General features: G+C 73.0%; 23 protein-coding genes. 11 read left to right on the top strand and 12 right to left on the bottom strand.

What is annotated here, in order from left to right; genetic code table 11:
* Positions 1-99: 99 nt before the first annotated feature.
* The 5 genes from ACZ6JT_RS13200 (at position 100) to ACZ6JT_RS13220 (ending at position 4597) form a co-directional block, all read left to right on the top strand.
* Positions 100-552, top strand: coding sequence for a hypothetical protein (locus ACZ6JT_RS13200; RefSeq protein WP_469209442.1), 453 nt, complete (start codon positions 100-102; stop codon positions 550-552).
* A complete protein-coding gene (locus ACZ6JT_RS13205) occupies positions 549-2141 on the top strand; it encodes an efflux RND transporter periplasmic adaptor subunit (protein WP_469209443.1) in 1593 nt (530 codons plus the stop codon). Before ACZ6JT_RS13200 ends, ACZ6JT_RS13205 begins: the two co-directional genes overlap by 4 nt.
* A gap of 248 nt (positions 2142-2389) precedes the next feature.
* Positions 2390-3049, top strand: coding sequence for an ABC transporter ATP-binding protein (locus tag ACZ6JT_RS13210; RefSeq protein WP_365482463.1), 660 nt, complete (start codon positions 2390-2392; stop codon positions 3047-3049).
* Positions 3046-4266 carry an ABC transporter permease gene (locus tag ACZ6JT_RS13215; RefSeq protein WP_469209444.1) on the top strand — a complete coding sequence of 407 codons (1221 nt, stop codon included), beginning with the start codon at positions 3046-3048 and terminating at the stop codon, positions 4264-4266. The genes ACZ6JT_RS13210 and ACZ6JT_RS13215 overlap by 4 nt, the downstream gene beginning before the upstream one ends.
* A 49-nt stretch (positions 4267-4315) precedes the next feature.
* Positions 4316-4597: a hypothetical protein gene (locus tag ACZ6JT_RS13220; RefSeq protein ID WP_469209445.1), complete on the top strand. Its 282-nt coding sequence runs from the start codon at positions 4316-4318 to the stop codon at positions 4595-4597.
* A 41-nt stretch (positions 4598-4638) separates the two neighbouring features.
* On the opposite strand, the gene ACZ6JT_RS13225 is transcribed toward ACZ6JT_RS13220, so the two are convergent.
* On the bottom strand, positions 4639-5922 hold the full coding sequence (locus tag ACZ6JT_RS13225; RefSeq protein ID WP_469209446.1) for a geranylgeranyl reductase family protein: 1284 nt from the start codon (positions 5920-5922) through the stop codon (positions 4639-4641).
* A gap of 97 nt (positions 5923-6019) precedes the next feature.
* Between ACZ6JT_RS13225 and ACZ6JT_RS13230 the strand changes: the two genes are divergently transcribed.
* Positions 6020-6550: a GNAT family N-acetyltransferase gene (locus ACZ6JT_RS13230; RefSeq protein ID WP_469209447.1), complete on the top strand. Its 531-nt coding sequence runs from the start codon at positions 6020-6022 to the stop codon at positions 6548-6550.
* A gap of 110 nt (positions 6551-6660) precedes the next feature.
* Here ACZ6JT_RS13230 and ACZ6JT_RS13235 read toward each other — a convergent pair whose 3' ends face one another.
* Together ACZ6JT_RS13235 and ACZ6JT_RS13240 are read right to left on the bottom strand one after the other, a co-directional pair.
* Positions 6661-7557 (bottom strand): glutaminase, encoded by an 897-nt coding sequence (locus ACZ6JT_RS13235; protein ID WP_469209664.1) that lies wholly within the window; start codon positions 7555-7557, stop codon positions 6661-6663.
* A 32-nt stretch (positions 7558-7589) separates the two neighbouring features.
* Entirely contained in the window at positions 7590-8282 is a 693-nt protein-coding gene (locus ACZ6JT_RS13240; RefSeq protein ID WP_469209448.1) for a demethylmenaquinone methyltransferase, read from the bottom strand.
* Positions 8283-8547: 265 nt separating this feature from the next.
* Here ACZ6JT_RS13240 and ACZ6JT_RS13245 point away from each other — a divergent pair, with 265 nt between their 5' ends.
* Together ACZ6JT_RS13245 and ACZ6JT_RS13250 are read left to right on the top strand one after the other, a co-directional pair.
* A complete protein-coding gene (locus ACZ6JT_RS13245) occupies positions 8548-9444 on the top strand; it encodes a DUF3152 domain-containing protein (protein ID WP_469209449.1) in 897 nt (298 codons plus the stop codon).
* Between the two features lie 46 nt (positions 9445-9490).
* On the top strand, positions 9491-9856 hold the full coding sequence (locus ACZ6JT_RS13250) for a response regulator transcription factor (protein WP_469209450.1): 366 nt from the start codon (positions 9491-9493) through the stop codon (positions 9854-9856).
* Here ACZ6JT_RS13250 and ACZ6JT_RS13255 read toward each other — a convergent pair.
* The 4 genes from ACZ6JT_RS13255 to ACZ6JT_RS13270 form a co-directional block, all read right to left on the bottom strand.
* Positions 9822-10466 (bottom strand): imidazolonepropionase-like domain-containing protein, encoded by a 645-nt coding sequence (locus ACZ6JT_RS13255; RefSeq protein ID WP_469209451.1) that lies wholly within the window; start codon positions 10464-10466, stop codon positions 9822-9824. The genes ACZ6JT_RS13250 and ACZ6JT_RS13255 overlap by 35 nt on opposite strands.
* Positions 10467-10479: 13 nt before the next feature.
* Positions 10480-11679 carry a cyclic dehypoxanthinyl futalosine synthase gene (mqnC, locus tag ACZ6JT_RS13260; protein WP_376620479.1) on the bottom strand — a complete coding sequence of 400 codons (1200 nt, stop codon included), beginning with the start codon at positions 11677-11679 and terminating at the stop codon, positions 10480-10482.
* 78 nt (positions 11680-11757) lie between these two features.
* Positions 11758-13566: a serine/threonine-protein kinase gene (locus ACZ6JT_RS13265; protein WP_469209452.1), complete on the bottom strand. Its 1809-nt coding sequence runs from the start codon at positions 13564-13566 to the stop codon at positions 11758-11760.
* Positions 13567-13765: 199 nt separating this feature from the next.
* Complete coding sequence (locus ACZ6JT_RS13270) at positions 13766-14629, bottom strand: menaquinone biosynthetic enzyme MqnA/MqnD family protein (protein ID WP_469209453.1); 864 nt, start codon at positions 14627-14629, stop codon at positions 13766-13768.
* A gap of 237 nt (positions 14630-14866) precedes the next feature.
* On the opposite strand from ACZ6JT_RS13270, the gene ACZ6JT_RS13275 reads away from it, so the two are divergent.
* The gene (locus ACZ6JT_RS13275; protein WP_030012116.1) at positions 14867-15070 is read left to right on the top strand and encodes a cold-shock protein; all 204 of its coding nucleotides are present in this window, start codon (positions 14867-14869) and stop codon (positions 15068-15070) included.
* A 321-nt stretch (positions 15071-15391) separates the two neighbouring features.
* Here the strand turns inward: ACZ6JT_RS13275 and ACZ6JT_RS13280 are convergent, their stop codons facing one another.
* On the bottom strand, positions 15392-17053 hold the full coding sequence (locus ACZ6JT_RS13280) for a lytic transglycosylase domain-containing protein (RefSeq protein ID WP_469209454.1): 1662 nt from the start codon (positions 17051-17053) through the stop codon (positions 15392-15394).
* Between the two features lie 228 nt (positions 17054-17281).
* Positions 17282-20023 (bottom strand): PKD domain-containing protein, encoded by a 2742-nt coding sequence (locus ACZ6JT_RS13285; RefSeq protein WP_469209455.1) that lies wholly within the window; start codon positions 20021-20023, stop codon positions 17282-17284.
* Positions 20024-20332: 309 nt separating this feature from the next.
* Between ACZ6JT_RS13285 and ACZ6JT_RS13290 the strand changes: the two genes are divergently transcribed.
* Positions 20333-20929, top strand: a complete 597-nt coding sequence (locus ACZ6JT_RS13290; RefSeq protein WP_469209456.1) for a dihydrofolate reductase family protein — start codon at positions 20333-20335, stop codon at positions 20927-20929.
* A 138-nt stretch (positions 20930-21067) separates the two neighbouring features.
* The gene (locus ACZ6JT_RS13295; RefSeq protein WP_469209457.1) at positions 21068-22426 is read left to right on the top strand and encodes a Kelch repeat-containing protein; all 1359 of its coding nucleotides are present in this window, start codon (positions 21068-21070) and stop codon (positions 22424-22426) included.
* Positions 22427-22502: 76 nt separating this feature from the next.
* On the opposite strand, the gene ACZ6JT_RS13300 is transcribed toward ACZ6JT_RS13295, so the two are convergent.
* From ACZ6JT_RS13300 to ACZ6JT_RS13310, 3 genes are all read right to left on the bottom strand, one after another.
* Complete coding sequence (locus ACZ6JT_RS13300; protein WP_469209458.1) at positions 22503-23051, bottom strand: hypothetical protein; 549 nt, start codon at positions 23049-23051, stop codon at positions 22503-22505.
* A gap of 94 nt (positions 23052-23145) precedes the next feature.
* Complete coding sequence (locus tag ACZ6JT_RS13305; RefSeq protein ID WP_469209665.1) at positions 23146-23769, bottom strand: histidine phosphatase family protein; 624 nt, start codon at positions 23767-23769, stop codon at positions 23146-23148.
* Between the two features lie 394 nt (positions 23770-24163).
* Positions 24164-25912, bottom strand: coding sequence for an AMP-dependent synthetase/ligase (locus ACZ6JT_RS13310; protein ID WP_469209459.1), 1749 nt, complete (start codon positions 25910-25912; stop codon positions 24164-24166).
* Between the last annotated feature and the right edge of the window lie 66 nt (positions 25913-25978).

Raw genomic sequence — 25978 nt, forward strand, 5'->3', positions numbered from 1 at the left:
GCGCACTTTCCCCTCTCTACTATCGCCCGGCGCGCACTCCTCGCACTTCTCGCACGGGCGCGCCGATCCCACTTCTACCGCCGCAAGGGAACTCCCGTCGTGCACGCACGCTATTTCGCTCCACTGCTCCTCATATGCATTTCACTGACGGGATGCGGCGGCGGGGACAAGGAACCCGGGGCGAGCGACAGTCCGCCGCCCACCGCCGCGGAAATCGCCTACTACGACTGCCTGAAGGACCACGGCGTGGCCATCGTCCACACCGATTACGGCGCGCCCCGCGAGGACAAGTCGAAGCCCTGGAACGAGGAGGCGCACAAGGCCTGCGAGTCGAAGCTGCCACCCGCGGCGAAGCCCCGGCCGGCCGAGCCGGAGCAGCTCGCCGCCGCGCAGAAGGAGGCGGCGTGCCTGCGGGCGGAGGGCGTGACCTGGTACCCGGACCCGGACCCGGTCACCGGTGAGACCGACCAGACCAAGGGCACTCCGGAGCAGTGGTCCGCGCTCAAGCACGACCACGCGGACGCGCTGAAGAAGTGCCGGCCGCAGAGATGAGCGAGCTCGATCACGTCGTGGAGCACACCGAGCACACCGTGGTCCCGGACGACGACCGCAGCGGCCTCGCGCGGGGGCGGCGCGTGGTGCTCGGGGTCGTCGGCGGCGCCGCGCTGATGGCGGTCGGGGGGCTGCTGGCCACCACGCTCGTGAAGTCTCCCGCGCAGGTGGCCGCGGAGACCGGCCCGCCCGCGCAGGGGGCCCTGACCGCGGAGGTCGAACGGCGGGTCCTCGCGCAGACGCTGGTGATGCGCGGCTCCGTCGTCGCCGACCAGAGCGTCGAGGTGTCCCCGCAGGGGATCCGCTCCGGTGACGGCGCGGGGTCCGGGGCGGCCATGGTGACCAAGCTGCCGCCGAAGGCGGGGGACCCGGTCACGGCGGGCCAGCTGATCGCCGAGGTCTCCGGGCGGCCGGTGTTCACCCTGCACGGCACGCAGCCGATGTACCGGGACCTCAAGCCGGGGGCCACCGGGGACGACGTCGCGCAGGTGCAGCAGGCGCTGCGCGAGCTCGGGCACGGCACCGGCGCCGACCCGAGGGGCGTCTTCGGGGCGGGTACGAAGGCCGCGCTCGCCGCCCGCTACCGGGCCATCGGGTACGAGCCGCTGCCCGCGGTCGCCGACGGCGGCGCGGCGCTCAAGTCGGCGCGGGAGGCCGTCCGGTCGGCGACCTGGGCCGTCGAGGACGCGAGCGGCTCCGCCGGTGCCGCGGGTCGGGGCGGCGCGGCCACCGCCGGGCCGGCCCCCTCGGGCGCCCCCGCGCCCGCCGGCACCGGCTCCGGCAAGGGCGGGACGACGACAGGTACCGGAGCCGTCGGCGGCGCCGGCTCCGGACGGGAGCTGGTGCGGGCCCGGCAGGCCCTCACGGAGGCGCAGGCCGCCCTCGCGGCCGCCGAGGCCGCCGACGGGCCGATGCTGCCCGCCGCCGAGACCGTGTTCCTGGGCTCCTTCCCGGCCCGCGTCAGCTCCGTCGGCGCCCGCGTCGGCTCCCCCGTCTCGGGCCCGGTGCTCACGCTCTCCGCCGGGGAACTCGTCGTCGAGGCCTACCTCAAGGACGACAAGAAGCAGCTGCTGCGCGCCGGGATGGCGGTGGTGGTCTCCTCCGAGGTCTCCGGCACCGACGTCCGCGGGAAGGTGGCGCTGGTCGCCGCCGAGCGGTCCGCCGCACAGCCCGCCGGCCGGTCCCGGCAGCAGGACCAGGGCCAGAGCGCCAAGGGAGGCGGGGATTCCGCAGGCGGGGGCGGCGGCGGAGCCGATCTCGGCTACCGGATGGTGGTCCGCGCGGACCAGCCGCTGCCCGCCGGCTTCGCCGGTCAGGACGTCCGGCTGACCATCGAGTCCGCCGCCACCGACGGCGAGGCGCTCGTGGTCCCGGTCACCGCCGTGTCGGCCGGCGCGGATGGGCGTACGGTCGTCACCGCCGTGTCCGCCGAGGGCACCCAGCGGCGCATCGAGGTACGCACCGGCACCAGCGGTGACGGCTTCGTGGCCGTCACCCCGGCCCAGGCGGGCTCCCTGGTGGCCGGCACCCGCGTGGTGATCGGAGTCGCGCCCGGCGGGACCCGCGAGAAGCGCGGGACGGCCAAGTGAGGCTCCTGCCGCGCCGCTCCCGGGCCGGCTCCCCGGAGACCGAGGCGCCCGAGCCGGGACCGCCCGGGGCCGAAACCGAGGCGCCCGGAGCCGGGGCGTCCGGAGCCGAGGCGCCCGGAGACTGGGCGTCCGGAGCCGGGGCGTCCGGAGCCGGGGCGTCCGGAGCCGGGGCGTCCGGAGCCGGGGCGTCCGGAGCCGGGGCGCGCGAGGCCGAGGCGCCCGGAGCCGGGGCGCGCGAGGCGGCGCCCGTGATCGAGTTCCGCGGGGTCGGCCTCACCTACCCCGGGCCGCCGCCCGTCGAGGCCCTCCACCCCTGCGAGCTGGTCGTGCGGCGCGGCGAGTTCATCACCGTCGTCGGCCCCTCCGGCTCCGGGAAGTCCACCTTCCTCAACGTCGCCGGACTGCTCGACTCCCCCACCAGCGGCCGGTACCTCCTCGACGGGATCGACACCGCGGCCCTCCCCGACCGGGAGCGCACCGCCCTGCGCGGCCGCCGCATCGGCTTCGTCTTCCAGTCCTTCCACCTGCTGCCCCACCGGTCCGCCCTGGAGAACGTCACCCTCGCCATGCTCTACACCGGAATTCCGCGCGCCCAGCGCCTCGTACGCGCCCGCGAGGCCCTGGACCAGGTCGGTCTCGGGCACCGGGCCGGCGCCGTGCCCGGGCGGCTGTCGGGCGGCGAACGCCAGCGCGTGGCCATCGCCCGCGCCCTCGTCGGCCGGCCCTCGCTGCTGCTGTGCGACGAGCCGACCGGCAACCTCGACTCGGCCAACGCGGCCTCCGTCCTCGGGCTGCTGGACGATCTCCACCGCTCCGGGATGACCGTCCTCGTCATCACGCACGACCTCGAAGTGGCCCGGCGCGGCCGCCGGACCGTCACCATCCGCGACGGGCGGCTGCACCTGTGAGCACCGTCGCACCGACCCGGCTGTCCCTGCGCGACGCCCTGTCCGAGGCCGTCGCCGGCATGCTGCGCCGCCCCGGCCGGGCCGCGCTCACCGCCCTCGGCACGGTCCTCGGCGTCGGCAGCTTCGTGGCCGTACTGGGCCTCACCGCCACCATCTCCTCGCAGATCGACGGCCGGTTCAACGTCCTGACCGCCACCGAGGTGAGCATCGAGGACGTCGCCGGGCAGCAGGACGAGTTCGCCGGGCCCGGCTTCCCCGCCGATGCCGAACGGCGGCTGCACGCGGTCGAGGGCATCGAGCACGCCGGGGTGATGTGGACGGTACGGCTGGACTCGCGGACCTCCGTCGGCCCCCTGCCGTCCGGCGCCGGCGAGGCCACCACCGGCGCGGCCGTCGTCGCCGCGTCCCCCGGGGCCGTCGCCGCCCTCGTCCCGACCCTCCAACAGGGGCGGCTCTACGACGACTTCGCCGAGCGCGGCCACGAGCGCGTCGTCGTCATCGGCAGCGGCCTCGCCGCCCGCCTCGGGATCACCACCCTGGCCACCCGCCCCGCCCTCTACATCGGCCAGGAGCCCTTCACCGTGGGCGGCATCGTCGCCGACCTGGAACGCCGGCCCGAGCACCTGATGTCGGTCCTCGTCCCGCGGGGCACCGCGGAGCAGCTGTGGGGACAGCCGCCGCCCGGCTCCGCGAGCATGCTGATCTCCACCGAGCTCGGGGCCGCCCGGCAGGTGGCCGACCTGGCCCCGCTCGCGCTGCGGCCCGACCACCCCGAGTACCTCAAGGCCGTCCCGCCGCCGGACCCGCGCACCCTGCGCTCCGGCGTCACCTCGGACCTGAGCGCGCTGTTCCTGCTGCTCGCCGGGATCTGCCTGGTCATCGGGGCCGTCGGGATCGCGAACACCACGCTCGTCGCCGTGCTGGAGCGGACCGGTGAGATCGGGCTGCGGCGGGCGCTGGGCGCCCGCGGCCGGCACGTCTCGGCGCAGTTCCTCACCGAGTCCGCGGCCCTCGGGGCCCTCGGCGGGCTGGTCGGCACCTCGCTGGGCGAACTGACCGTCGTCGCCGTCTCCCTGGCCCGGGACTGGACCCCGGTGATCCATCCGGTCACCGTCGCCGCCGCCCCGCTCGTCGGCCTGGTCACCGGGCTGCTGGCCGGCCTCTATCCCGCCTGGCGGGCGGCCCGTGTCGAACCGGCCGAGGCCCTGCGAAGATAGCGGGGGCGCCCTGACCGTCAGAACGACCCGCCCCGGAGGTGGTGGTCCCGTGAACCCGAAGCCGTACGAGTCCCACGGCACCGGCGACCCCACCGCCGTCGCGGCCGCGCTCGGGCTCGGCCTGCTCGCCGTGGGGGGCTGGCTGCTGACGACCGCCCGCCCCTGGCAGAAGCCGGGGCACCCGCTCACGCTGGGGCTCGGCTGGACCGCCTCGGCCGCGCTGCTGGTGTGCGGGCTGGTGCTGCTGGCGAGGTGCGTCCGTACGGTGCACGGCCGCCCGGACACCGACCCCGACACGGCTGTCGCCGAAGCCGGGGCCACGGGGGACTGACCGAGCGGCGCCCGCACGGGCGCCGCCGTCCACCGCCCGGTTCAGGCCTTCGGGGCCACCTTCGAGAGGCCGTTGATGATGCGGTCCATCGCGTCGCCGCCCGTCGGGTCGGTCAGGTTGGCCAGCATCTTCAGCGTGAACCGCATCAGGACCGGGTGGGTCAGGCCGCGCTGTGCGGCGATCTTCATCACCTTCGGGTTGCCGATCAGCTTCACGAAGGCGCGGCCCAGGGTGTAGTAGCCGCCGTAGGTCTCCTTGAGCACCTTCGGGTAGTTGTGCAGCGCCAGCTCGCGCTGGGCCGGGGTGGCCCGGGCGTGCGCCTGCACGATGACGTCGGCCGCGATCTGCCCCGACTCCATCGCGTACGCGATGCCCTCGCCGTTGAACGGGTTGACGAGCCCGCCCGCGTCGCCGACCAGCAGCAGGCCCTTGGTGTAGTGCGGCTGCCGGTTGAAGGCCATCGGCAGGGCCGCGCCGCGGATCGGCTGCGTCATGTTCTCGGGGGTGTAGCCCCAGTCCTCGGGCATGGACGCGCACCAGGCCTTGAGGACCTCGCGCCAGTCCAGCTCCTTGAAGGCGGAGGAGGAGTTGAGGATGCCGAGGCCGACGTTGGAGGTGCCGTCGCCCATGCCGAAGATCCAGCCGTAGCCGGGCAGCAGCCGGTCCTGGGCACCGCGCCGGTCCCACAGCTCCAGCCAGGACTCCAGGTAGTCGTCGTCGTGCCGGGGCGAGGTGAAGTACGTGCGGACGGCGACGCCCATCGGGCGGTCCTCGCGCCGGTGCAGGCCCATCGCGAGGGACAGCCGGGAGGAGTTGCCGTCGGCCGCGACGACGAGCGGGGCGTGGAAGGTGACCGGGGTCTTCTCCTCGCCCAGCTTCGCCTGTACGCCGGTGATGTGGCCGGTGCGGGGGTCGCGTACGGGCTCGCCGACGTTGCAGCGCTCGTACAGCCGGGCACCGGCCTTCTGCGCCTGGCGGGCCAGGGTCTCGTCGAAGTCGTCGCGCTTGCGTACGAGTCCGTAGTCCGGGAAGGAGGCGAGTTCCGGCCAGTCCAACTGCAGCCGCTGGCCGCCGCCGATGATGCGCAGACCCTTGTTGCGCAGCCAGCCGGCCTCTTCGGAGATGTCGATGCCCATCGCCACCAGCTGCTTCGTGGCGCGCGGAGTGAGGCCGTCACCGCAGACCTTCTCGCGCGGGAACGCCGTCTTCTCCAGCAGCAGGACGTCCAATCCGGCCTTGGCGAGGTAGTAGGCGGTGGTCGAGCCGGCGGGCCCGGCCCCGACGACGATCACGTCCGCGGTGTGTTCGGAGAGGAGCTCGGTCACTGCGGGGTCTCCCGAAGGCTCGATAAAGGGTGCCCAACGGCACCGGACATGTGCAGTCTATGCAGCGAGAGAGATCGCGATCCGAAGGGTGCCTCCGATGACCACCTCGCCGACCCGGCCGCTTCCCGCCGTACAGCTCCGCGTGCCCACGGACGAGGACGCGCACGCCTGGCACGCGGTCTTCGCCGACCCCGACGTCATGGAGTTCCTCGGTGGTCCCGCGGAACGTTCCGCGTACGAGGAGCTGTCCGCGCGCCAGCGCATGCACGACGCACAGCTCGGCTACTGCCTGTGGACCCTGCTGGACGGGGAGGGCGCGGTGATCGGCTTCACCGGCGCGCAGCCGTGGCCCGCGGAGAAGTCGTGGGGGCCGGTCGGCGAGATCGAGATCGGCTGGCGGCTGGGGCGCTCCGCGTGGGGGCGGGGCTACGCGTATGCCGCTGCGCTGGCCACGCTGGAACGGGTCCGGGCGGCCGGTGTTCCGCACGTGGTGGCGATGATCGACGACGCCAACGCCCGTTCGATCGCGGTGGCGGAGCGGCTGGGCATGACGCTTGCCGAGCGGTTGCCGCTGCCGGGTGGCTCCCGCCATGGCCGCCGCTACGAGCTCTCCCTGGGGGCCGACTGACCGGGCTCCGCCCGGCCCTGGGGCTCCGCCCGGCCCTGGGGCTCCGCCCCAGACCCCGCGCCTCAAACGCCGGCGGGGCTGGATTTGCCCGACGTGTTCGGACGCGGGCGTCAGAAGACCGACAGGCCCGTCAGGGTGGTGAAGCGGTCGAGGGCGGCCACGCCCGCGACCGAGTTGCCGCGGGAGTCGAGGCCGGGGCTCCAGACGGCCAGGACGCACCGGCCCGGGACCACCGCGACGATCCCGCCGCCGACGCCACTCTTCCCCGGCAGGCCGACGCGGTACGCGAACTCGCCCGCCGCGTCGTACGTCCCACAGGTCAGCATCACCGCGTTGACCTGCTTCGCCTCGCTGCGCGTCAGCAGCCGCGAGCCGTCCGCCCGCAGCCCGTGCCGGGCCAGGAAGCGTCCGGCGCGGGCCAGGTCGGCGCAGCTCATCTCGATGGAGCACTGCCAGAAGTAGTGCTCCAGCAGCGCCGGCACCGGGTTGACGATGTTGCCGTACGAGGCCATGAAGTGGGCGACGGCGGCGTTGCGGTCGCCGTGCGACTGCTCGGAGGCCGCGACCTCGGCGTCGAAGCCTATGTCGGGGTTCTGGCTCTCCTGCCGCAGGAACTCCAGCAGTTCGCTGCTCGCGTCGCCCGTCAGGGTCTGGAGCACGTCGGTGACCACGAGGGCGCCCGCGTTGATGAACGGATTGCGTGGAATGCCGTTTTCGTACTCCAGCTGTACGAGCGAGTTGAACGGGTTGCCCGAGGGCTCCCGGCCGACCCGCTCCCACAGGCTGTCGCCGCCCTCGGCCAGGGCGAGGGCGAGCGCGAAGACCTTGGTGATGGACTGCGCGGAGAAGGGCACCTGCCAGTCGCCCACCCCGAAGACGTTGCCGTCGAGGTCGGCGACCGCCATCCCGAACTGCCCCGGGTCCACGGAGGCGAGCGCCGGGATGTACTCGGCCGGGGTGCCGCTGCCGAGCAGCGGGGCGATGTCCACCGCGATCCGCTCCAGCAGCCCGGCGTAGTCGAAGGGCTTGGTGTCCACCCTCAGGCCTTGGTGCCCCGGTGCAGGGCCACGATGCCGCCCGTCAGGTTGCGCCAGGCGACCTTGGACCAGCCGGCCTTCTGCAGCAGCCCGGCGAGCGCCGGCTGGTCGGGCCACGCGCGGATGGACTCGGCGAGGTACACGTACGCGTCGGGGTTGGACGACACGGCGCGGGCGACGGGCGGCAGCGCGCGCATCAGGTACTCGGTGTAGACCGTCCGGAAGGGCGCCCAGGTGGGCTGCGAGAACTCGCAGATCACGACCTGGCCGCCGGGCTTGGTCACCCGGTACAGCTCGCGCAGGGCGGCGTCGGTGTCCTGGACGTTGCGCAGGCCGAAGGAGATCGTCACGGTGTCGAAGACGTCGTCCTTGAACGGCAGCTTCGTCGCGTCGCCGGCGGTCAGCGGAAGCCAGGAGTTCCGCTTCTTGCCCTCCCTGAGCATGCCCAGGGAGAAGTCGCAGGGGACGACGTACGCGCCGGTCGCGGCGAAGGGCAGCGAGGAGGTCGCCGTGCCGGCGGCCAGGTCGAGGACCTTCTGCCCGGGGCGCGCGTCGACCGCCTTGGCGACCTCCTTGCGCCACACCCGGTCCTGGCCGAGGGACAGGACGTCGTTGGTCAGGTCGTAGTTCGCCGCGACCCTGTCGAACATGGAGGCGACTTCGTGCGGCTGCTTGTCCAGGGAGGCCCTTGTCACTGGCGTTCGCCCCTCGGTGTGCGATGCGGATCGGCGGGTACGGCCCCATCCTCTCAGGCCGGGCCGCCCCCGACCGCCGGGGCTCCGGCCCGTGCCCCGCAGTGGCGGGCCCGCTCCCCACCGTAGAACTGGTCCGAAGGACAGTTGCGCCGCACCCCCGCGGACGCATTGACTGCCAGGGTGCGGCCCGGTGAGGGTCACCCACCGGATCAGAGCCCAGTCGCGGCCGGTCCGGCAGTGGCCGCCGCGAACAGAGGGCTCCACGATGCCGGCAGGCCATTCCACCGGTCGTTCCCGCCGCAACGGCCCGCGCGCCAGGCGCCGGGCCGAGCGGCGCAAGCGGCTGCGGCGCACCATACTCCTCGGCTCGGCCGCGCTCGTCGCGGTCTCGGCGACCGCGTACGCGCTGATCCCCCAGGACGAGGCCGGCACGGCCGCCGGGGGCCGGAGCGCGGTCCAGCCGGAGCCGACGGACGGGGAGTCCGCCGGCGAAGCCGGGAACGCGGTCCCCAACGGCGGCAAGCCGTCCCCCGCGCCGTCCCCGTCCTCCGCCGCCCCCTCCCAGAAGCCGTCGGGCACGCCGTCGGGCGCCGCGACGCCCGCCCGGCCGGGCACCTTCACCGCCTCCAGCACCGCCGGCACGGCGAAGGGCAAGGGTCCCGCGCTGCGGTGGCGGATCGAGGTCGAGGAGGGCAGCGGCGTCGACCCGGAGTCGGCCGCCCGCTCGGTCGAGGCGATCCTTTCGGACCCGCGCGGCTGGACCCGGGACCCGGCCTACGGCTTCCAGCTCGTCGGAGCGGGCCAGCCGGTGGACTTCACCGTCAAGATCGCGACACCCACGACCACCGACCTGCTGTGCGACGTGGTCACCCCCGAGCTCATCGGCGAGACCAACTGCCGGGCCGGGCACACCGTGGTGGTGAACCTCAAGCGCTGGCAGGAGGGTTCACCGCAGTTCAACGGCCCGGTGGAGGAGTACCGGGCCCTGATCGTCAACCACGAGGTCGGGCACGAGATCGGCCGCGAACACGAGACGTGCCCGGGCCCGGGAAAGCCCGCACCCGCGATGATGCAGCAGATCAAGGGGCTGCTCGGCTGCAAGGCGAACGCGTGGCCGTTCGACCCGAATGGAACCTACCTGTCCGGTCCACGCGTCCCATAAGGGGGAGAGCCGCCCGCAGGAGGGCGGTTCGGGGGGAGTGGAATTCGTGCGCGTCGTCAGCTTCAGCGTCCCCTCGTGGTTCCCCTCGTACGAGTCGTACGGGGAACCGGCCGGGCCGCAGACGACGGGCGAGGCCCTGCCCGCCGACCCGCACTGCGCCGAGGCGCAGCTGACCGAGCAGGAGTCGGCCGTGTTCCTGTGCCTGGCCACCGGCGCGTCCAACCGGGAGCTCGCCGTCGAGCTGCAACTGTCCGTCAGCACGGTCAAGTTCCACGTCGTCAACATACGGGCCAAGCTCGGCGGGATCAGCCGCCTGCAGGCCTGCCTCCTCGCGGCCCTCGCCCGCGAGGACACCCGGCGCGCCGAGGTCGAACGCCTCAGCGGCGACGGTGGAGCAGTCGCCCGCCGATGACCGTGGCCACGCAGGTGGTCGCGCCCCGGGCGAGCAATTCCGCCTCGTCCGCCACCGCGTAGACCGCGAAGCGGGCCACCACGCCCGGCTCCAGCAGCCCGTGGAAGGCCTCCCCGGCCGCGTCCCGGCCGGCGAGGGGATCCAGGGCGGGCGGTCCCTCGTAGGCGGCCGGAGGCAGGATCACGAGCCCCGAGCGGCTCACCGCCGTGCGCACCGAGGCGACCGTGAAGCGGCCGCACACGGCGACCACCCCCCGCGCGAGGAGCTTCTGCGTGCCGCGCCGGGCACTGTTGCCCCAGCGCGCCTCGGTCATCTTCAGCGCCTCCAGCGCGGCCTCACCGCTGATCGGTTCGGCGCCGAGCTCGGGGACCTCGTACGGGTCGTCCGGGTAGTACGTCCGCTCCAGCAGAGCTTCCGCCCCGCGCACCCGCAGCCCCGGGGTGAGCACCCCGGGCCAGCGGCGGGTGCGGGCGTGCGGAAAGGCCGCGGCGAGGTCCTCGTACGGTCCCACGCGGGCGATCCGCTCGCCGTCGACGAGGACCGCAGCGCCGGGCAGCGGTGCGCGGTCCGGCCCGGGTACGAGCAGTTCGGCGGTGTGGAGCGTCAGCATCGTCTCGGACGCGTCAGTTCGTGGAGATGAGCTTCAGTTCGGGGTGCGCCGTGCCGCCTTCGATGGCGGTGGAGGAGATGTGCGAGACGACGCGGTCGTCGACCGGGTCGTTCGCCGGGTCGTCGTGCACCAGGAGGTGCTCGTAGGTCGTCGCGCGCTGCGCCGGGGTGCGGCCCGCCTTGCGGATCAGGTCGATGATCTCCTGGCGGTTGGAGCGGTGCTTGGCACCGGCCGAGGAGACGACGTTCTCCTCCAGCATGATCGAGCCGAGGTCGTCGGCGCCGTAGTGCAGCGACAGCTGGCCCGCCTCCTTGCCGACGGTCAGCCAGGAGCCCTGGATGTGGGCGATGTTGTCGAGGAAGAGCCGCGCGATGGCGATCATGCGCAGGTACTCGAAGATCGTCGCCTGGGTGCGGCCCTTGAGGTGGTTGTTCTCGGGCTGGTAGGTGTACGGGATGAAGGCGCGGAAGCCGCCCGTACGGTCCTGCGTGTCCCGGATCATCGCGATGTGCTCGATGCGCTCGGCGTTCGTCTCGCCGGTGCCCATCAGCATGGTGGAGGTGGACTCCACGCCCAGCTTGTGCGCGATCTCCATGATCTCCAGCCAGCGCTCGCCGGACTCCTTGAGCGGGGCGATCGCCTTGCGCGGCCGCTCCGGCAGGAGTTCGGCGCCGGCGCCCGCGAAGGAGTCGAGGCCGGCCGCGTGGATGCGCTTGATGGCCTCCTCCGCCGAGACGCCCGAGATGCGGGCCATGTGCTCGACCTCGGACGCGCCGAGGGAGTGGATGACCAGCTGCGGGAAGTCCTTCTTGATGGCGGAGAAGTGGTGCTCGTAGTACTCGACGCCGTAGTCCGGGTGGTGGCCGCCCTGGAACATGATCTGCGTGCCGCCGAGCTCCACGGTCTCCGCGCAGCGGCGCAGGATGTCGTCGAGGTCGCGGGACCAGCCCTTCTTGGTGTCCTTGGGGGCCGCGTAGAAGGCACAGAACTTGCACGCCGTGACACACACGTTCGTGTAGTTGATGTTCCGCTCGATGATGTACGTCGCGATGTGCTCGGTACCGGCGTAGCGGCGGCGGCGCACCGCGTCGGCCGCCTGGCCGAGCGCGTGCAGCGGCGCGTGGCGGTAGAGGTCGAGCGCCTCTTCCCTGGTGATCCGGCCCCCCGCGGCGGCGCGGTCGAGGACAGACTGGAGAACGGCCTGGTCGGTCACCGGTGAGTCACCTTTCGGCGGTGTGTCTGTGTCAAGGTCCGGACCGATCCAGCCTACGCCAGGGGTTCCCGCGCCCCGTCACGGGCTGCGGGTGAGGTCGCCCTCGGGGTTCCCGGCGGGCCTGTCGCCGGACTTGTAGTGCAGTGTCCCGTTGGCGTTGAGGGTGAACCGCTCGTCGGCGGAGCCGTTGGAGCAGATCCCGGGAGCCGGGTTGCGGTTGCCCGACGTGTCCAGGACGAGCGAGCGGTCGGTGGCGGAGGACAGCTTCCAGTCACCGCTGCAGTCGGTGCCGAGGACCGCCAGGACCGACTTGTCCCGGGCGACGACCTCGCCGGTCTTCCCGCCCTTGATGGTGATCTCGAACTCGGTGGAGGCCCCGAGCCGGGCGGTGGTGACGGTGCCCTTCCAGGTGCCGATGAGCTCCTTGGGCACGTCGGCGCGGGTCCCGGAGGGGCCCGCGGAACTCGCGCTCGGCGCCCCCGAGGGCCCGGTGGCGTCCGGGGCCGCCGGGCTCGAGGTGCGCGGGCCGCCGTCCGAGGCGACGTCCCGCCCCTTGTCCCCCTGGCCGGGCAGCAGGCCCATCCCGTACAGCCCGCCGGACAGCACCGCGAGCCCGGCGGCCGCGGCGAGGACGAGGGTGCAGCTGAAGCGGCGGCCGGCCGCCCTGACGCTGACCTGCCGGCCCCGCGTCCCCTCCGCGGCGGTCCGCTGTCCGGGCAATGGACCGCCGGCGGTGGGACCGGACGTGCCGTACGGGCCGGCGCCGCCGGCGCTCGAGCCCGCGGTCTCCGTCGGGGCACCGAACACCCCGGGGCCCGAGCCCTGGCTCCCGTACGACTGGTACGGGCCGGGCGCGGCGAAGCCGGCGCCCGCCGGGCCCCCGTACGAGGCGGCCGTGAACGGCACCGGCCCCGACGGCGCCTCCGCCGCGGCTCCGCTCCCGTACGACGGGTCGGGCGCCCCGAAGCCGGCCGCCGGCCCCGACCCGTCCCCGGCGGGATCGGCGTCGAGGTCCAGCAGTGCCACCGCGGCCCGGCTGGCCTCCTCGACCAGGGGCGCGGGGAGCCAGCCGGGGGCGCCCAGCGCACCGCCGAGGGCCGCCGCGACCGCCTCCGGGGACGGCCGCTCGGCCGCCGCCTTGGCCAGGCAGGCCGCGATCAGCTCGCGCAGCTCCCCGGCCGGCAGCGCGCCGAGCTCGGGCGGCTCGTGCACCACCTTGTAGAGGAGGGTGGCCGAGTTGTCCCCGGTGAAGGGCGGCCGCCCGGTCGCCGCGAAGGCCAGGACCGCGCCGAGCGAGAACACGTCGGCCGCCCCGGTGACGCCCTTGCCGAGGATCTGCTCGGGCGACATGTAGCCGGGCGAGCCGACGGAGACCCCGGTGGAGGTGAGCGAGGCGGTGCCGTCCGTGGCCCGCGCGATCCCGAAGTCGATCAGCCGCGGGCCGTCGAGGGTGAGCATCACGTTCGACGGTTTCACGTCCCGGTGGACGAGGCCCAGGCCGTGCACGGCCACCAGGGCGCGGGCCAGACCCGCGCCGATGGCCCGTACCGAGGACTCGGGGAGCGGCCCGTGCGCGGCCAGCGCCCGGTCCAGCGAGGGTCCGGCCACGTATCCGGTGGCCACCCACGGCACCGGTGCCTCCGGGTCCGCGTCCAGCACCGGCGCGGTCCACTCGCCGCCCACCCGCCGGGCCGCCTCCACCTCGCGGCGGAACCGGGCCCGGAACTCCTCGTCGGCGGCGAAGTGCGGGTGCACGATCTTGACGGCGACCGTCCGGCCGCCCGCACTGCGCCCCAGGTAGACCCGGCCCATGCCACCCGCGCCGAGCCGGCCGAGCAGCCGGTACGCGCCGATGGTCCGCGGCTCACCGGCTTCGAGCGGCTGCATCGCGTCCCCCAATTCCCCGTGATCGCGGGCGCCTTGTGCCACCCGGCCGAGCAGCAGCCTAGGGCGTGCGGGCGCGGGGGAAGGGCCCGTCACCCTTTTGCATTTCCCTTCCGCGATGAGAAATGCAAAAAGGCGTGAATTCCCGGGAAACTTCGCATTCGCCCGCCCGACCCAATGGGCTACCGCTCGGCAAACCCGGTCAGCCCTCCTGGACCACAGGGCTCAGCAGCTCCACGGACACATCCCCGGCATACCCCGTCGTGGCTCCGGTACGGCGCGCGAATTCCCGTACGCCGGCGAGCTGATCGGGGCCGAAACGGAAGTCGAGCGTCGTGAAGTACCGCTCCAGCAGGTCCGCGTCGAAGGCCTCCCAGCGGGCCGCCTGCTCGGCGACCTTGGTGACCTCTTCCAGGGAGACGTCCCGGGAGGCGAGGAACGCCTCGTGGACCTCGCGCACGACGCCGGGCTCCCGGGCGAGGTAGTCCTTGCGGGCGGCCCAGACGGCGAAGACGAACGGCAGTCCGGTCCACTCCTTCCACATGTGCCCCAGGTCGTGCACGGTCAGCCCGAGCCGGGGAGCGTCGTGGAGCGAGGCGCGCAGCGCGGCGTCGCCGATCAGTACGGCCGCGTCCGCCTCCTGCATCATCACGCTCAGGTCGGGCGGGCAGGTGTAGTAGTCGGGACGTACGCCGTACTGCTCGGAAAGCAGCAGCTGAGCGAGTCGGACGGACGTACGAGAGGTGGAGCCGAGGGCGACGCGGGCTCCGTCGAGCTGTTCCAGGGGCACCTGCGAGACGATCACGCAGGACATCACGGGGCCGTCGCAGCCGACCGCGATGTCGGGGAAGGCGACGAGCTGGTCGGCGTTGCGGAGGAACTCCACGAGGGTGATCGGACCCATGTCCAGGTCGCCCTGGACGAGGCGTTCACTGAGTTTCTCGGGGGAGTCCTTGGTCAGCTCCAGGTCCAGCAGCGTGCCGGTTCTGGCCAGGCCCCAGTAGAGGGGAAGGCAGTTCAGGAACTGGATGTGGCCGACGCGGGGCCGGCTGCGGTAGACGTCCACATCGCGAGACTAGCCCCCGCGTCAGCGTCAGCCTTCGGGCGGGTCTCAAACGTCCGGGTGACGTGATCTTTCCCTCTGGTCTCCGCCGCGGGGTGCGTGCTAGGCTCGACGCAAGTTGCAGTTTGGTTTCCCTTGCAGTACGAGGCCTGCGGAGAATGTGACCCGCAGGCTTTTGTAGTTTTCAGACTTCTTAGCAGGTTCTGGAGCAGGGCGACCCTTTGGCCCATAGGAGGGCTCATGGCTACCGGAACCGTGAAGTGGTTCAACGCTGAAAAGGGCTTCGGCTTCATCGCCCAGGACGGCGGCGGCCCGGATGTCTTCGTCCACTACTCCGCGATCAACGCCTCTGGCTTCCGCTCCCTCGAGGAGAACCAGACGGTGAACTTCGACGTCACGCAGGGTCCGAAGGGCCCGCAGGCGGAGAACGTCACCCCGGCCTAGTCGCCTGGGCCAACCTGTCGCGGGTTGGAAAAGCAGTACCCAAGGAGCCCTGTCACCTCTGCGCGAGCGGAGCGGCAGGGCTCCTGCCTTTTCCCTCCCGGGGTGGGGGGCGGGGTACGGCAGTGGCCCCCGGCACCTTGACGGTGCCGGGGGCCACTTGCCGTACGGGCCGGGGCCCGGGCCTGCCGGGGCCGACGGGCCCCGGGCCGGCCGGGCCGGGCCAAGGGCCCGGGCCGAAGGCCCCCCAACCGGCCCAGGTCGGGAAGCCGGAGCGGGCCGGGAGGCGGACCGGGCCGGGGGCCGGAGCGGGCCGGTTTGGCCTTAGGCCGGGGGCTGGGGGGTGGGGGCGGTGATCTTGATGTCCAGGATCAGGGTCACGTTTTCCTTGGTGGTCAGGCGCAGGGAGTACGTGCCCGGGGCCGCGTCCGTGGTGAAGAGCTCCGGCAGGACGATCTTGCCGTCGGCGCCCGTCTTGGGGAGCACGCGGCCGAAGACCTTCTTGCCGTCCTCGTCCTTGAAGTACGGGCCCTTCGAGGTCGCCGGGTCCACCGGGACCCACTTGCCGTCCGCGCCCTTCACGACCAGGTCCGCGACCGTCTCCGTACCGGCGACGGGCTTGCCCGCGGCGGTGGCGAGGACCTCCACGCCCTTGAGGCTCGTACCAGCGACCGCCTCCAGCGGCTTCGAGCCCTCGGGGCGCGACAGCTTGTCGGCGACCGTCACCGTGACGCGGCCCTCGAAGTTCACCGTGAGCTTGGTGGTGGTGTCGTAGGCGGAGGCGCGCAGCGTGAAGGTGCCCGCCTTGGTGCCCGCCTTCAGACCGGGCGCGGCGGCGATGCCGTCCGAGCCCGTCTTGACCACCAGGGACTTCTCCGCCCCGAAGAGCGTGCCGCCGGTGGTGTCCTCCTCGACCGCGAAGATCACCTCGCGGTCGGCTGCGGGCTTGCCGTCGCTCAGCAGCAGCTTGACCTTCGGGACCACGGCGAAGGCCGTGCCCGCCTCGGCCGTCAGCCCGGGCCCGTCGAGCAGCGTCAGGTCCTGCAGGTGCGGGGCCGGCTTCTCCGGGGTCGGGGTCGGAGTCGGAGTGGGGGTCGGCGTGGGCTTGGGCGTCGGGGTGGGGGTCGGCGTCGGGGTCGGCCTGGGCGTCCGGGTCGGCGTGATCGGGGTCTGCGGGGTCGGCAGGGTGCCCGGCTGCACGGGCGGGTAGTTCCCGGCCGGCGGGTTCGGGACCTCGGCGGCGCCGCCGTTCTGGTACTGCCGCATGTAGCCGAGCACGGTGTTCACGTACTCGCGGGAGTTGTTGTAGCTGAGGATCGCCGCGTCGAGCTTGGCCTGGTTCGACAGGTCCCGGTCGCCCGCGCACAGGTAGAGCCCGGCGCCCAGCGCGGCGTCGTAGATGTTGTTGGGGTCGCGCTTGGCGTCGCCGTTGCCGTCGGCGCCCCAGGTGGCCCAGGTCGACGGGATGAACTGGAGCGGGCCGACGGCGCGGTCGTAGACGGCGTCCCCGTCGAACTCGCCCTTGTCGGTGTCCCGGATCTCGGCGAAGCCGTTGCCGTCGAGGCGGGGGCCGCGGATCGGCTTCTCGGTGTAGCCGTCGGCCTTGAGCCCGTAGCCGGACGCGTGGACGGACTCGACCCGTCCGATGCCGGCGAGCAGCTGCCAGGGCAGGTGGCAGCCGGGGAGCGCGGCCGCCACCGAGAGCTCGGCGCGGTGGTAGGCGTCGAGGGCGGTCGCGGGTATCCCGCTGGCCCCCTCCTGCGCGCCCGCGCCGGTGGGCGGCGGGTCTGCGACGATGTCGGGCAGGTCCAGCCGGGCGTCACCGCGGTCGGTGGCCTGCGGGCTGTCCGGAGTCGGCTCGGACTCGCCCGCGTCGGCGGTCGACGGATTGGTCACGACCGCGGCGGTGGTCAGGCTGGCCGCGAGGGCGGCCGTGCACAGGACCTTGCGCGAGGTGTTGACGAGGTGACGGTGAAGCGGCTTCACAGTGCGGCGATCCCCCCAGGAGCCGTCAAGGGTGTACGGCAGGTCTAGCCGTGAATATCCACTGTCTATCAGGTATTCGAACCCGACTCGCCGTCCCGCCGACAGATGTGACGCACCATTCGTCTCGGCTTCACCGGGGTCTCGCGGCCGAACGGCCGGAAACCCCAACTCCCTGACCGGAATGCCCCGATCGGAAGCGAATTCCGATCGGGGCTCCGGTGTGCACCACTACGGCCGGGTGTAGGTGAAGTAGCCGAGCAGGTCGGTGATCACGTGGTTGCTGCCGCCCCAGCTGTTCCAGACGCTGACCTTGCCGTCCCCGACGGGGGTGATGACGTGGTTCGGGACGGTGTCGCCGGGCCGGGTGTTGAGGCTGCTCGCGTCCGTACGGGCGGTCCCGTACCCGTGGACGGTGAGGAATCCCGCGTCGCTGGTGTCGGTCGCGGTGACGTTCAGGGCCGCGCCGACGGCGTCGGCCGGCAGACCGGGGACCGTGGTGGTCGCGCCGGGGGCGAGCTTGCCGGTGGTGCGGGTGTCGGCCAGGCGCTTGGGGACGACGGGGGTGAACAGGACTCCCAGGCCACCGTCGCGGTAGTAGCCGACCGCGTCGACGACCAGGTCGGTGGAACCGGCGTTGTTGTAGAGGGTGATGGTGCCGTCCGGGCCGACCGGGACGATGACCTGGTTGGACTTGTCCTTGCCGGGCTCCGGGTTCAGGTTCGAGGTGGCGGGCCGCTTCGTCGCGTCCGCGTAGGCGATCACGTGCGTGCTGGTCGTGGCGCCGGTGCTGGTCAGGTTGAGCGCGACGGCGGTGGCGTCCGGCGGGATGGTCCGCACGCCCGCGACCTTGACGGTCCGGGTCTGGCCGGCACCCAGGGCGCCGCCCGCGGTACGGGTGTCGGCGAGCCGGGTCGGGGTGATCGGGTCGAACCGGTGCCCGGTGTTGGGCTGGTAGTAGCCGACGAAGTCGACGACGACGTGCCCCCGGCCGGAGTTGAGCTGGGCGAGGACCTTGCCGTCGGCGCCGATGGGCACGGTGACGGTGTTGGACGAGGTGCCGCCCGCGCGGACGTTCACGTTCGAGGTCGCCGGGCGCGGCTGGCCCGAGGGCCAGACGTTCAGGTGGGTGTCCTCGCCGGCACCGGTCACGGTCACGTTCAGGACGGCGGCGGTGGCCCCGCCCGTGTGGTGGGGGCCCGAGCTGTAGTAGACGACCGGCAGGGCCACCGGGGTGGCGGTGCCGGCCTGCACCGGGGTGCCCGCGGTACGGGTGTCCAGGACGCGGAACGGGTGCAGGGACACGTAACCGGACGCGGCGTACGCGACCTGCACGGTCCGGCTGACGGCGGAGGTGACGCCCTTGGCGTCCGTGAGGGTGACGGTCACCTTGTAGTCGCCGGGCTGCGCGTACGCGTGCCGGACGGGCTCCAGCGCCGACACCCGCTCCTTGGCCCCGTCACCGAAGTCCACGTCCACCTGCCGGACCGGCCACGGTGCGACGGAGGTCGCCGGGTCGACCTCGACCGTCAGCGGGGCGACGTACGCCCGCGGGTCCTCGGCGGTCGGCAGGAACGGCTTGGAGGTGAAGGCGGCCGTCAGCGGACCGGGCGCGGTCACCTTGGCCTTGGACCCGGCGGCGACCTTCTGCTGGGCGTCGTTGTACACGGTGACCGTCGCCGTGCACTCGCACGGCGAGCCGTAGACGTGCGTGGCGGTGGTCTCCTTGGTGACGACGGGGGCGGAGCCGTCACCGAAGTCGAAGTGGTGGGTGAGTGCTCCGGGCCACGCGCTGACCGTGGTGGCCGTCGCCTTCACGGTGGTGCCGGCCGGCGCCCAGGGCTGGTCGAACTCCAGCCGGGTGCTCTCCAGCCAGTTCTGGCCCTCGCGCGCGCCGCGGTCGAGGTACCCGCCGTCCTTGCCGGTGTTGGGCACGCGGGGGTCGTCCACGACCGGGTAGCCCTTGGAGTCGGTGAGCAGCACGCCGGGTGCCGTCGCGTCGGCGGAGTCGACGGCCTTCGTGCCGACTTCCTCGGCCGAGGGGACCACGACGTCCCGGCCGCCCTGGCCGGTCGCCGCGTGGAAGGCCGCCTGGTCCTGGTGGGCGGCGCCGCCCCACTTGTAGACCTGCCCGGCCTTGAAATCGCCCGCGATCAGGTTGGAGTCGGAGCGGGTGCCGTCCGCGGCGCTCTGCGACACCGTGATGGCCCCGCGTCCCAGAGCCGGGTCGCACGGACCGGACAGGTCCTTGCCCTTGATCAGGTTGTTGAACACGGCGGAGCCGGACGAGCCGCCGCTGAGCGAAACGGCCGTGCCGCAGCCGAGCGGGACGGAGTTGTTCGTGATGACGGTGCCGGGGGCGTCCACCACGGTGAGCGGATCCGGCTTGTCGCCCTGGAACTCGTTGCGGCTGAGTACGGTGCGCTGGGCGCCGCCCTCGATCCGGACGGTGCCGTACAGCAGCGCCCGGCTGACGCGCACGTCCGTGCTGGCGTCGCCGACCACGAGGGACGCCCCGGTCGTCGGGTCGACCGTTTTGATCCGCTCCAGCTCGACATCGGCGGAGCGGCTGACCCTGAGGCCGCCGCTGGAGGTCAGATCACGGAGCACCACGTGCGAGGCACCGCTGATGGTGAGCCCCTGTCGGCCCACGCTCACCGTGCCGCCCACCGGCCCGTCGGCCACGAAGCTGACCGGCTTGCCCGGCGCGCCGGAGCTGCCGATGGTGACGGCCTCGTCGTAGGTCTTGCCCGTCTTGATCCGCACGGTCTGGCCCGGCGCCACGGCCTTGGCCGCCGCCGAGATGGTGCAGAAGGGCACGGTCTGCGAGCCGGGGCCGCCGTCCGTGCAGGAGGAGCCGGCGGAGTTGTTCACGTAGAGCACGGGCGGAGCCTCGGCGGCCACGGCGGCCGGAACACCGAGAAGGGTGACGAGACCTGCGGTGAGCAGGACCGTCGCACGAGTGGGACGCACCAGGAGGGTTTCCTTCAGACCAGAAGTGACGTGGGGTCACGCCGGTCGCGGCGCCGCACGACTGGTAGACGTTCTGTTCCCCCAGCGTCAGCCGGGCGCACGCGAGCTCGAACAGACATCGATCATCATCCATCGCCGAACCAGCCAGTGTCATCTGTTTTCAGCCGCACCCGGCGGGGCGGCGGCGTGACCCTCGTCACCGTCACGAGGGTGGGGGAGCGCGATGAATTCCGGCGGGCGCGGCAGTCTCCCCTTCGTACGCACCGACTTCGTACGCACCGACCGGCTCGAAGAAGAGGAAGAGATCCCATGCGCATCGTCATCACCGAATTCATGAGCCTGGACGGCGTCGTACAGGCCCCCGGCGGCCAGGGCGAGGACGACGACGGCGGCTTCGCCCACGGCGGCTGGTCGCACCCCTTCTTCGACGCGGAGGTGGTGGGCGGCGCGTTCGCGGAGGCGATGGCGAAGGCCGAGGCACTGCTCTTCGGCCGCCGCACCTGGCAGACGATGGCCGCGGCGTGGCCCGACCGCGCCGGCGACCCGTTCGCCGACCAGATGAACGCCATCCCGAAGTACGTGGTGTCCGCGACCCTGGGCGAGGACGAGCTGACCTGGAACAACACCACGCGCATCGCCGGCGTTGAGGCCGTGGCCCGCATCCGGGAGCTGCGCGCGGCCGGCGGCGGCGACCTGGTGGTCATGGGCAGCCCCACCCTCGTGCGCACCCTGCTGGGCGAGGGCCTCGTCGACGAGCTCCGGCTCATGATCATGCCGGTGCTCCTGGGCGGCGGTAAGTCGATCTTCCCGGCCGACGGCGGGCTGCGGACCCTCGAACTGGCCTCCACCACCATCAGCCCGGCGGGCGTCCACGTGTGCACCTACCGGCCGGTGACCCGGCATTAGGCCGGGCGCGGGGTCTCCGGCGGCCGTTGTGGCATATGGCCGTCACGGCGCGCGACGTCGTATGACCGTATGTAACTTCGCTGGTGTCCCGCTTCCCGCCGCGGCAGACCGTGCCGAGGCATGCCAGGAGAGGTGCCCATGAGGCGCACTGCACGAAGTGACCCGGGGGATTCCCCGCCCGGCCGCACCCCGCACCGAGGCTGGCGACGGCTCGCCGTCGCCGCCCTGGCGCCGCTGCTGGCCCTGTCGGCCACGACCGCGACGGCCCAGGGCGTGTGGGTGACCGTCCCGAACCTGCCGACGCCACGGGCCGGGCTCGCGAGCTCGGCGGCGGACTGCCCCGAGGGGCTGCGCGGCATCTGCGTGTACGCCGCCGGTGGCGAGCAGGCCCCGGAGAAGTTCGAGGCGTACAGCCCCTCCAGCGGCACGTGGGCCACCCTGCCGGTCCTGAAGACACCCCGTACACAGGCCGCGGCGACGACCGCCCCCTGCCCCAGCGGGGTACGGGGCGACTGCGTCTACGTGCTCGGGGGTATCGGCACGGCCGCCAGGGTCGCCGAGGCGTACAGCACGGAGACCAACGCCTGGCTGTCCCTGACCCCCATGTTGGCGGACCACACCAACGCGGGGGCGGCCACGGCCCCCTGCCCCGAGGGCTGGCGCGGCACGTGCGTGTACGTCTTCGGCGGCAACGCCACCGGCACCGCCGAGGCGTACAACCCGGCCACCAACAGCTGGGCCACCGTGGCGAACCTGCCGACCCCGCGAAGCAATCACGCCGGCGCGTCCGCGCCCTGCCCCGGGGACCCGAACCCCCGACACCTCTGCGTGTACGCCATCAGCGGGACCAACGCCAACCCCCTCTCGGTGGACTTCTACAACCCCGTCAACAACCAGTGGGGGCCCGCGGCCGATATCCCGACCGCCCGCAACCTCGCGAGGGCGGCGACGGCCCCCTGCCCCGACGGCATTGTCAACGGCTGCATCTACGTGGTGGGTGGCGCCGGCTCCCCGAATACGGTCGAGGCCTACACCCCGGTCACCAACGCCTGGGTGACGCTGCCCTCCACTCCGACCGGTCACATCAACCACGGAGTGGCCGCGGCGCCCTGCCCCAAGGACACGAAGCACCCCTGCGTGTACGCCATCGGAAGCCTGGTCCCCGGCGAGACCCCCACCGTCTCGGGCACGACCGAGGCCTTCGCCATCGAGCGCCAGAGGGGCAGGCCGCATCCGCGGCCGGAGCCCACGGCTCCCAACGGCCCGCGGAGGGACCCCGCACCGGCCCCGCTGCCCAAGCCCGACGCGAAGCCTGACGTGAAGCCCGGGCCCGACGTCAAGCCCGAGCCCAAGCCCGACGGCAAGCCGGCGCCGAGGCCTCCGGCCGAGAAGCCCCAGACCGACCCCGCACCCGACGCGGGTCTGGACCCGGACCTCGACCTCGGCCTCGACCCGGGGCTGGACCTTCCGGCCGGCGACACGGAAGACGCCCGCTAGTCGGCGTCACCCCCGTCGACCAGGGCCGGCGCCGCCACGGCGCCGGCCCTGCGCGTCGGAGATGCTCTCCGGACCGTCAGAAGACGAACGTGGCGACGCCGACCAGCAGGCCGGCCGCCGCGCCGAGCACCATGGCGGCGAACAGGCCGACCATCCCCGCCAGGAAGTAGACCTCGCCGTCCACGACCCTGCCGTGGCGCGCACAGGAGAACAACCAGGCCGCCAGCGTCAGGAACGGCACCACGAGCAGGCCGGTGGCGGTGCCGAAGTTGAACACGGCGCTGCCCGAGAGCTCGTAGGCCTTCCCCCGCGCCGTCCTGACCTCCACGTCGGTACCGGACCGGTACTTCTCGTCGGCCGTGTCCAGCACGATCTCGCGCCCCGGTTCCCCGGAGACCCGGGGGGTGTACCAGCCCGTGCAGTCGGTGCCCGTCGTGTAGCCCTCCGCGTCGGCGGCCTCGTAGCACCGGTGGATCGAGACGACCCCGTCCACGGGCCCGAAGCCGAGAACGGCGGCCATCTGCGGCCCGGGCAGCAGGCACACCAACCACCCGGCCACCGCGACCGTCACGACCGCCCCGGCCCCGGCCACCCCCCGCCCCAACCTCCGCACGGCAGCGCGCACCACGCCCCTCCCTCTCCCCCGGGCCGATACCCGCGCGGAGCGGGGCGTAACGCGGGCGCGCGGGCTGCCGGCCCGGACTCCAGTCTGTACCGCGCTAGAAGTGCAGATCGGGCGGGAAGCCGGTCCAGCGCAGTTCGGCGGGGAGGTGCCGCATGTCGTTGGAGAAGAGGACGGAGGCGGGTCGATCGGGCGCGTACCGGATGACCGTCAGCGCGGCATTGGCGTGGTTGAGGCCGAGCCAGCGCCACTTCGGAGCGTGCATGGCCTCGCGGACGAGCCAGGCGACCAGGAAGTTGTGGGTGACGACCAGTTCGTGGCGGTCCTCTTCGCCGTCCACCGGACCGGTGAACAGCTCCATCGCCTCGCGCACCAGCCCGGGCCCCCGCTCCCGCTCCTCGGCAGAGGCACCTTCGAGAAAACGGAGGTAGAAGTCGGCGGATTCCGCCGGAAGCTCCTCCCTCTGCGGCATGTAGGGCACGTAGTCACCGGCAGCCTCCGAAGGACACAGGGGCACGTCCTTCAGCTGGTCGCCGATCAGCTGTGCCGTCTGCTCGGCCCGGGGCAGCGGGCCGTGGTGCACCGCCGCGAGCGGGACGTCTCGAAGACGACGGCCGAGCAGCGTGGCCTGCCGGCGGCCGTCCTCCGTCAGCCCGCTCTCGTCCGGCAGCGCCTCGCCGTGCCGGACGAGATAGAGGTACCGCGTGGCCGTGCCCGTCATCCCGAACTCCTCGAATCCGTTATCGATCTTGTGCACCACTGGACGCCACCACTCGCAGTGCCGGTTCCTCCGAAGTCCGCAGCGGCCGAGGGCGGCTCATGTCCAGCCCAGGACGGCCGGCGGACGCTGAACCGACGGGAGCGCGTAGCGATCGATCGCGCACCGAAACCCTCACCCGGAAGGTGCCGACACGCCCGCCCCTGCTCCGGACGCCCGGCCCGTTCCTCTGGGGGTTTCCCGGCTGTCTTCGTATTTCCGTGGCGGGTCGGTCGGTCAAGGGTGGCCGCAGGCCATCGCGAAGCGACGCGACGAAGGAGCGCCCTTGAGGGACCGACCCGCCACGGAAGGACGATGAGACCGACGGGAAACCCCACCTCCCACTCCCCCGCCCCCCTCACCCCCCGTACAGCCCCTCGATCACCTCCGCGTAGCGTTCCGCCACCGCCGCGCGGCGGAGTTTCAGGGTCGGGGTCAAGGTGCCCGCCGCCGTCGTGAAGTCCTCCGGGAGGATGTGGAACGCGCGGATGCGGGCCGGGCGGGAGACCGTGGCGTTGGCTTCGGCCACCGCCGCTTCGATCAGGGCGCGGACCGCCGGGTGCGTGGCCGGGGTGGGGCCCGGGTCGAGACCCTCGCGCGCCGCCCAGGCCGTAATCTCCTCCGCGTCCAGGGTGATCAGGGCGACCGGGTAGGGCCGGCGGTCGCCGATCAGGACCGCGCGGGAGACGTAGCGCGAGCGCTGGACGGCGAACTCGACCTCCGTCGGGGTGAGGTTCTTCCCGGCGGAGGTGATGATCAGCTCCTTCTTTCGGCCCGTGATCCGCAGGTAGCCGTCGCCGTCCAGTTCCCCCAGGTCGCCGGTGTGCAGCCAGCCTTCCCCGTCCAGCGCCCGCGCCGTCGCGGCGTCGTTCGCGTGGTAGCCCGGGAACACCATCGCCCCGCGCGCCAGCACCTCACCGTCCTCCGCGATCCGCACCTCGCAGCCCGCGATCGGGCGGCCGACCGTCCCGTTGCGGGAAGCCCCCGGGTGGTTGAGGGAGATGACTCCCCCCGACTCCGTCATCCCGTACCCCTCGAAGACGGTGATCCCGCAGGCGCGCAGGAAGTCCAGGGTCGCCGGGGCGATCGGGGCGCCGCCCGTGAGCGCCCACTTCAGCCGGCCGCCGAACGCGCCCCTGACCAGGGAGTAGAGGGACTTCTCCGCCTCCTCGTACGCCGCCCGCCGGTCCTCCGGCAGCCGGCCGTCCGCCGCGAGTACGCCCACCCGTACGGCCTCCTCGAAGCGTTCGCGGCCGCCCTCCCGGGACTCCGCCAGCGAGAGCACGACCGAGTGCAGCTTCTCGAAGAGCCGCGGAACGGAGGGGAGATGGGTCGGTGCGACCTCCGCGATCTCCGTGAGCACGTCCTCGATCCGGCCGCCGAAGTAGCACAGCTCCCCGCCCTCCAGCAGGGTCGTGAACTGGATCAGTTGGGCGAGCATGTGCGCGAGGGGCAGGTACAGGTACGTGGAGTCTCCCGGCCCGCCCTTGATGAGGGGGACGGTGGCGTCCTGGACGGCGCCGAAGTTCCCGTGGGTGAGGCGGCAGCCCTTGGGCAGGCCCGTCGTGCCCGAGGTGTAGACGATCGACGCGTCCGCGGCGGGTGTCACGCCCGTCGCGCGGGCCCGCAGCGCGGCATCGGCGCCCGCGTCCGCCCCGGCCGGCCTGCCCACCACCGCCGGCAGTTCGTCCATCAGCACCACCCGCCGCAGCGCGGGCAGTTTCGCCCGGAGCGCCTCGACGCGTTTCGCCTGTCTCCCGTCGTCGCAGACCACGACGACGGCCTGCGAGTCCGACAGGACCCAGGCGAGCTCCTCCTCCCCCGCCGTCGGGTAGACGGGTACGAGGACCGCGCCCGCCGCCAGTACGCCGAAGTGCGTGTAGGTCCACTGCGGCCGGGTCTCCGCCAGTACGGCGACCCGTTCCCCGGCGGCGACTCCCAGGCCGAGCAGCGCGCACCCGACGGCCCGTACCTCCGCGGCCAGTTCGCCGTAGGTACGGGTCTGCCACCCGCCGTCGGCCGACCGGAACCGCAGGGCCGTCTCCGGCCCGTACCGCTCCTCGGCCCACTGGGTGAACACCGCCAGCGTGCTCGGCCGACCGTCCATCGCATGCCCTCCGGCTCAGGGGGTTTGGTGAGGTGGTGACCCCCGACGCTAGGCACCCGTACGTCC

Source organism: Streptomyces sp. NPDC046308, from assembly GCF_055588065.1.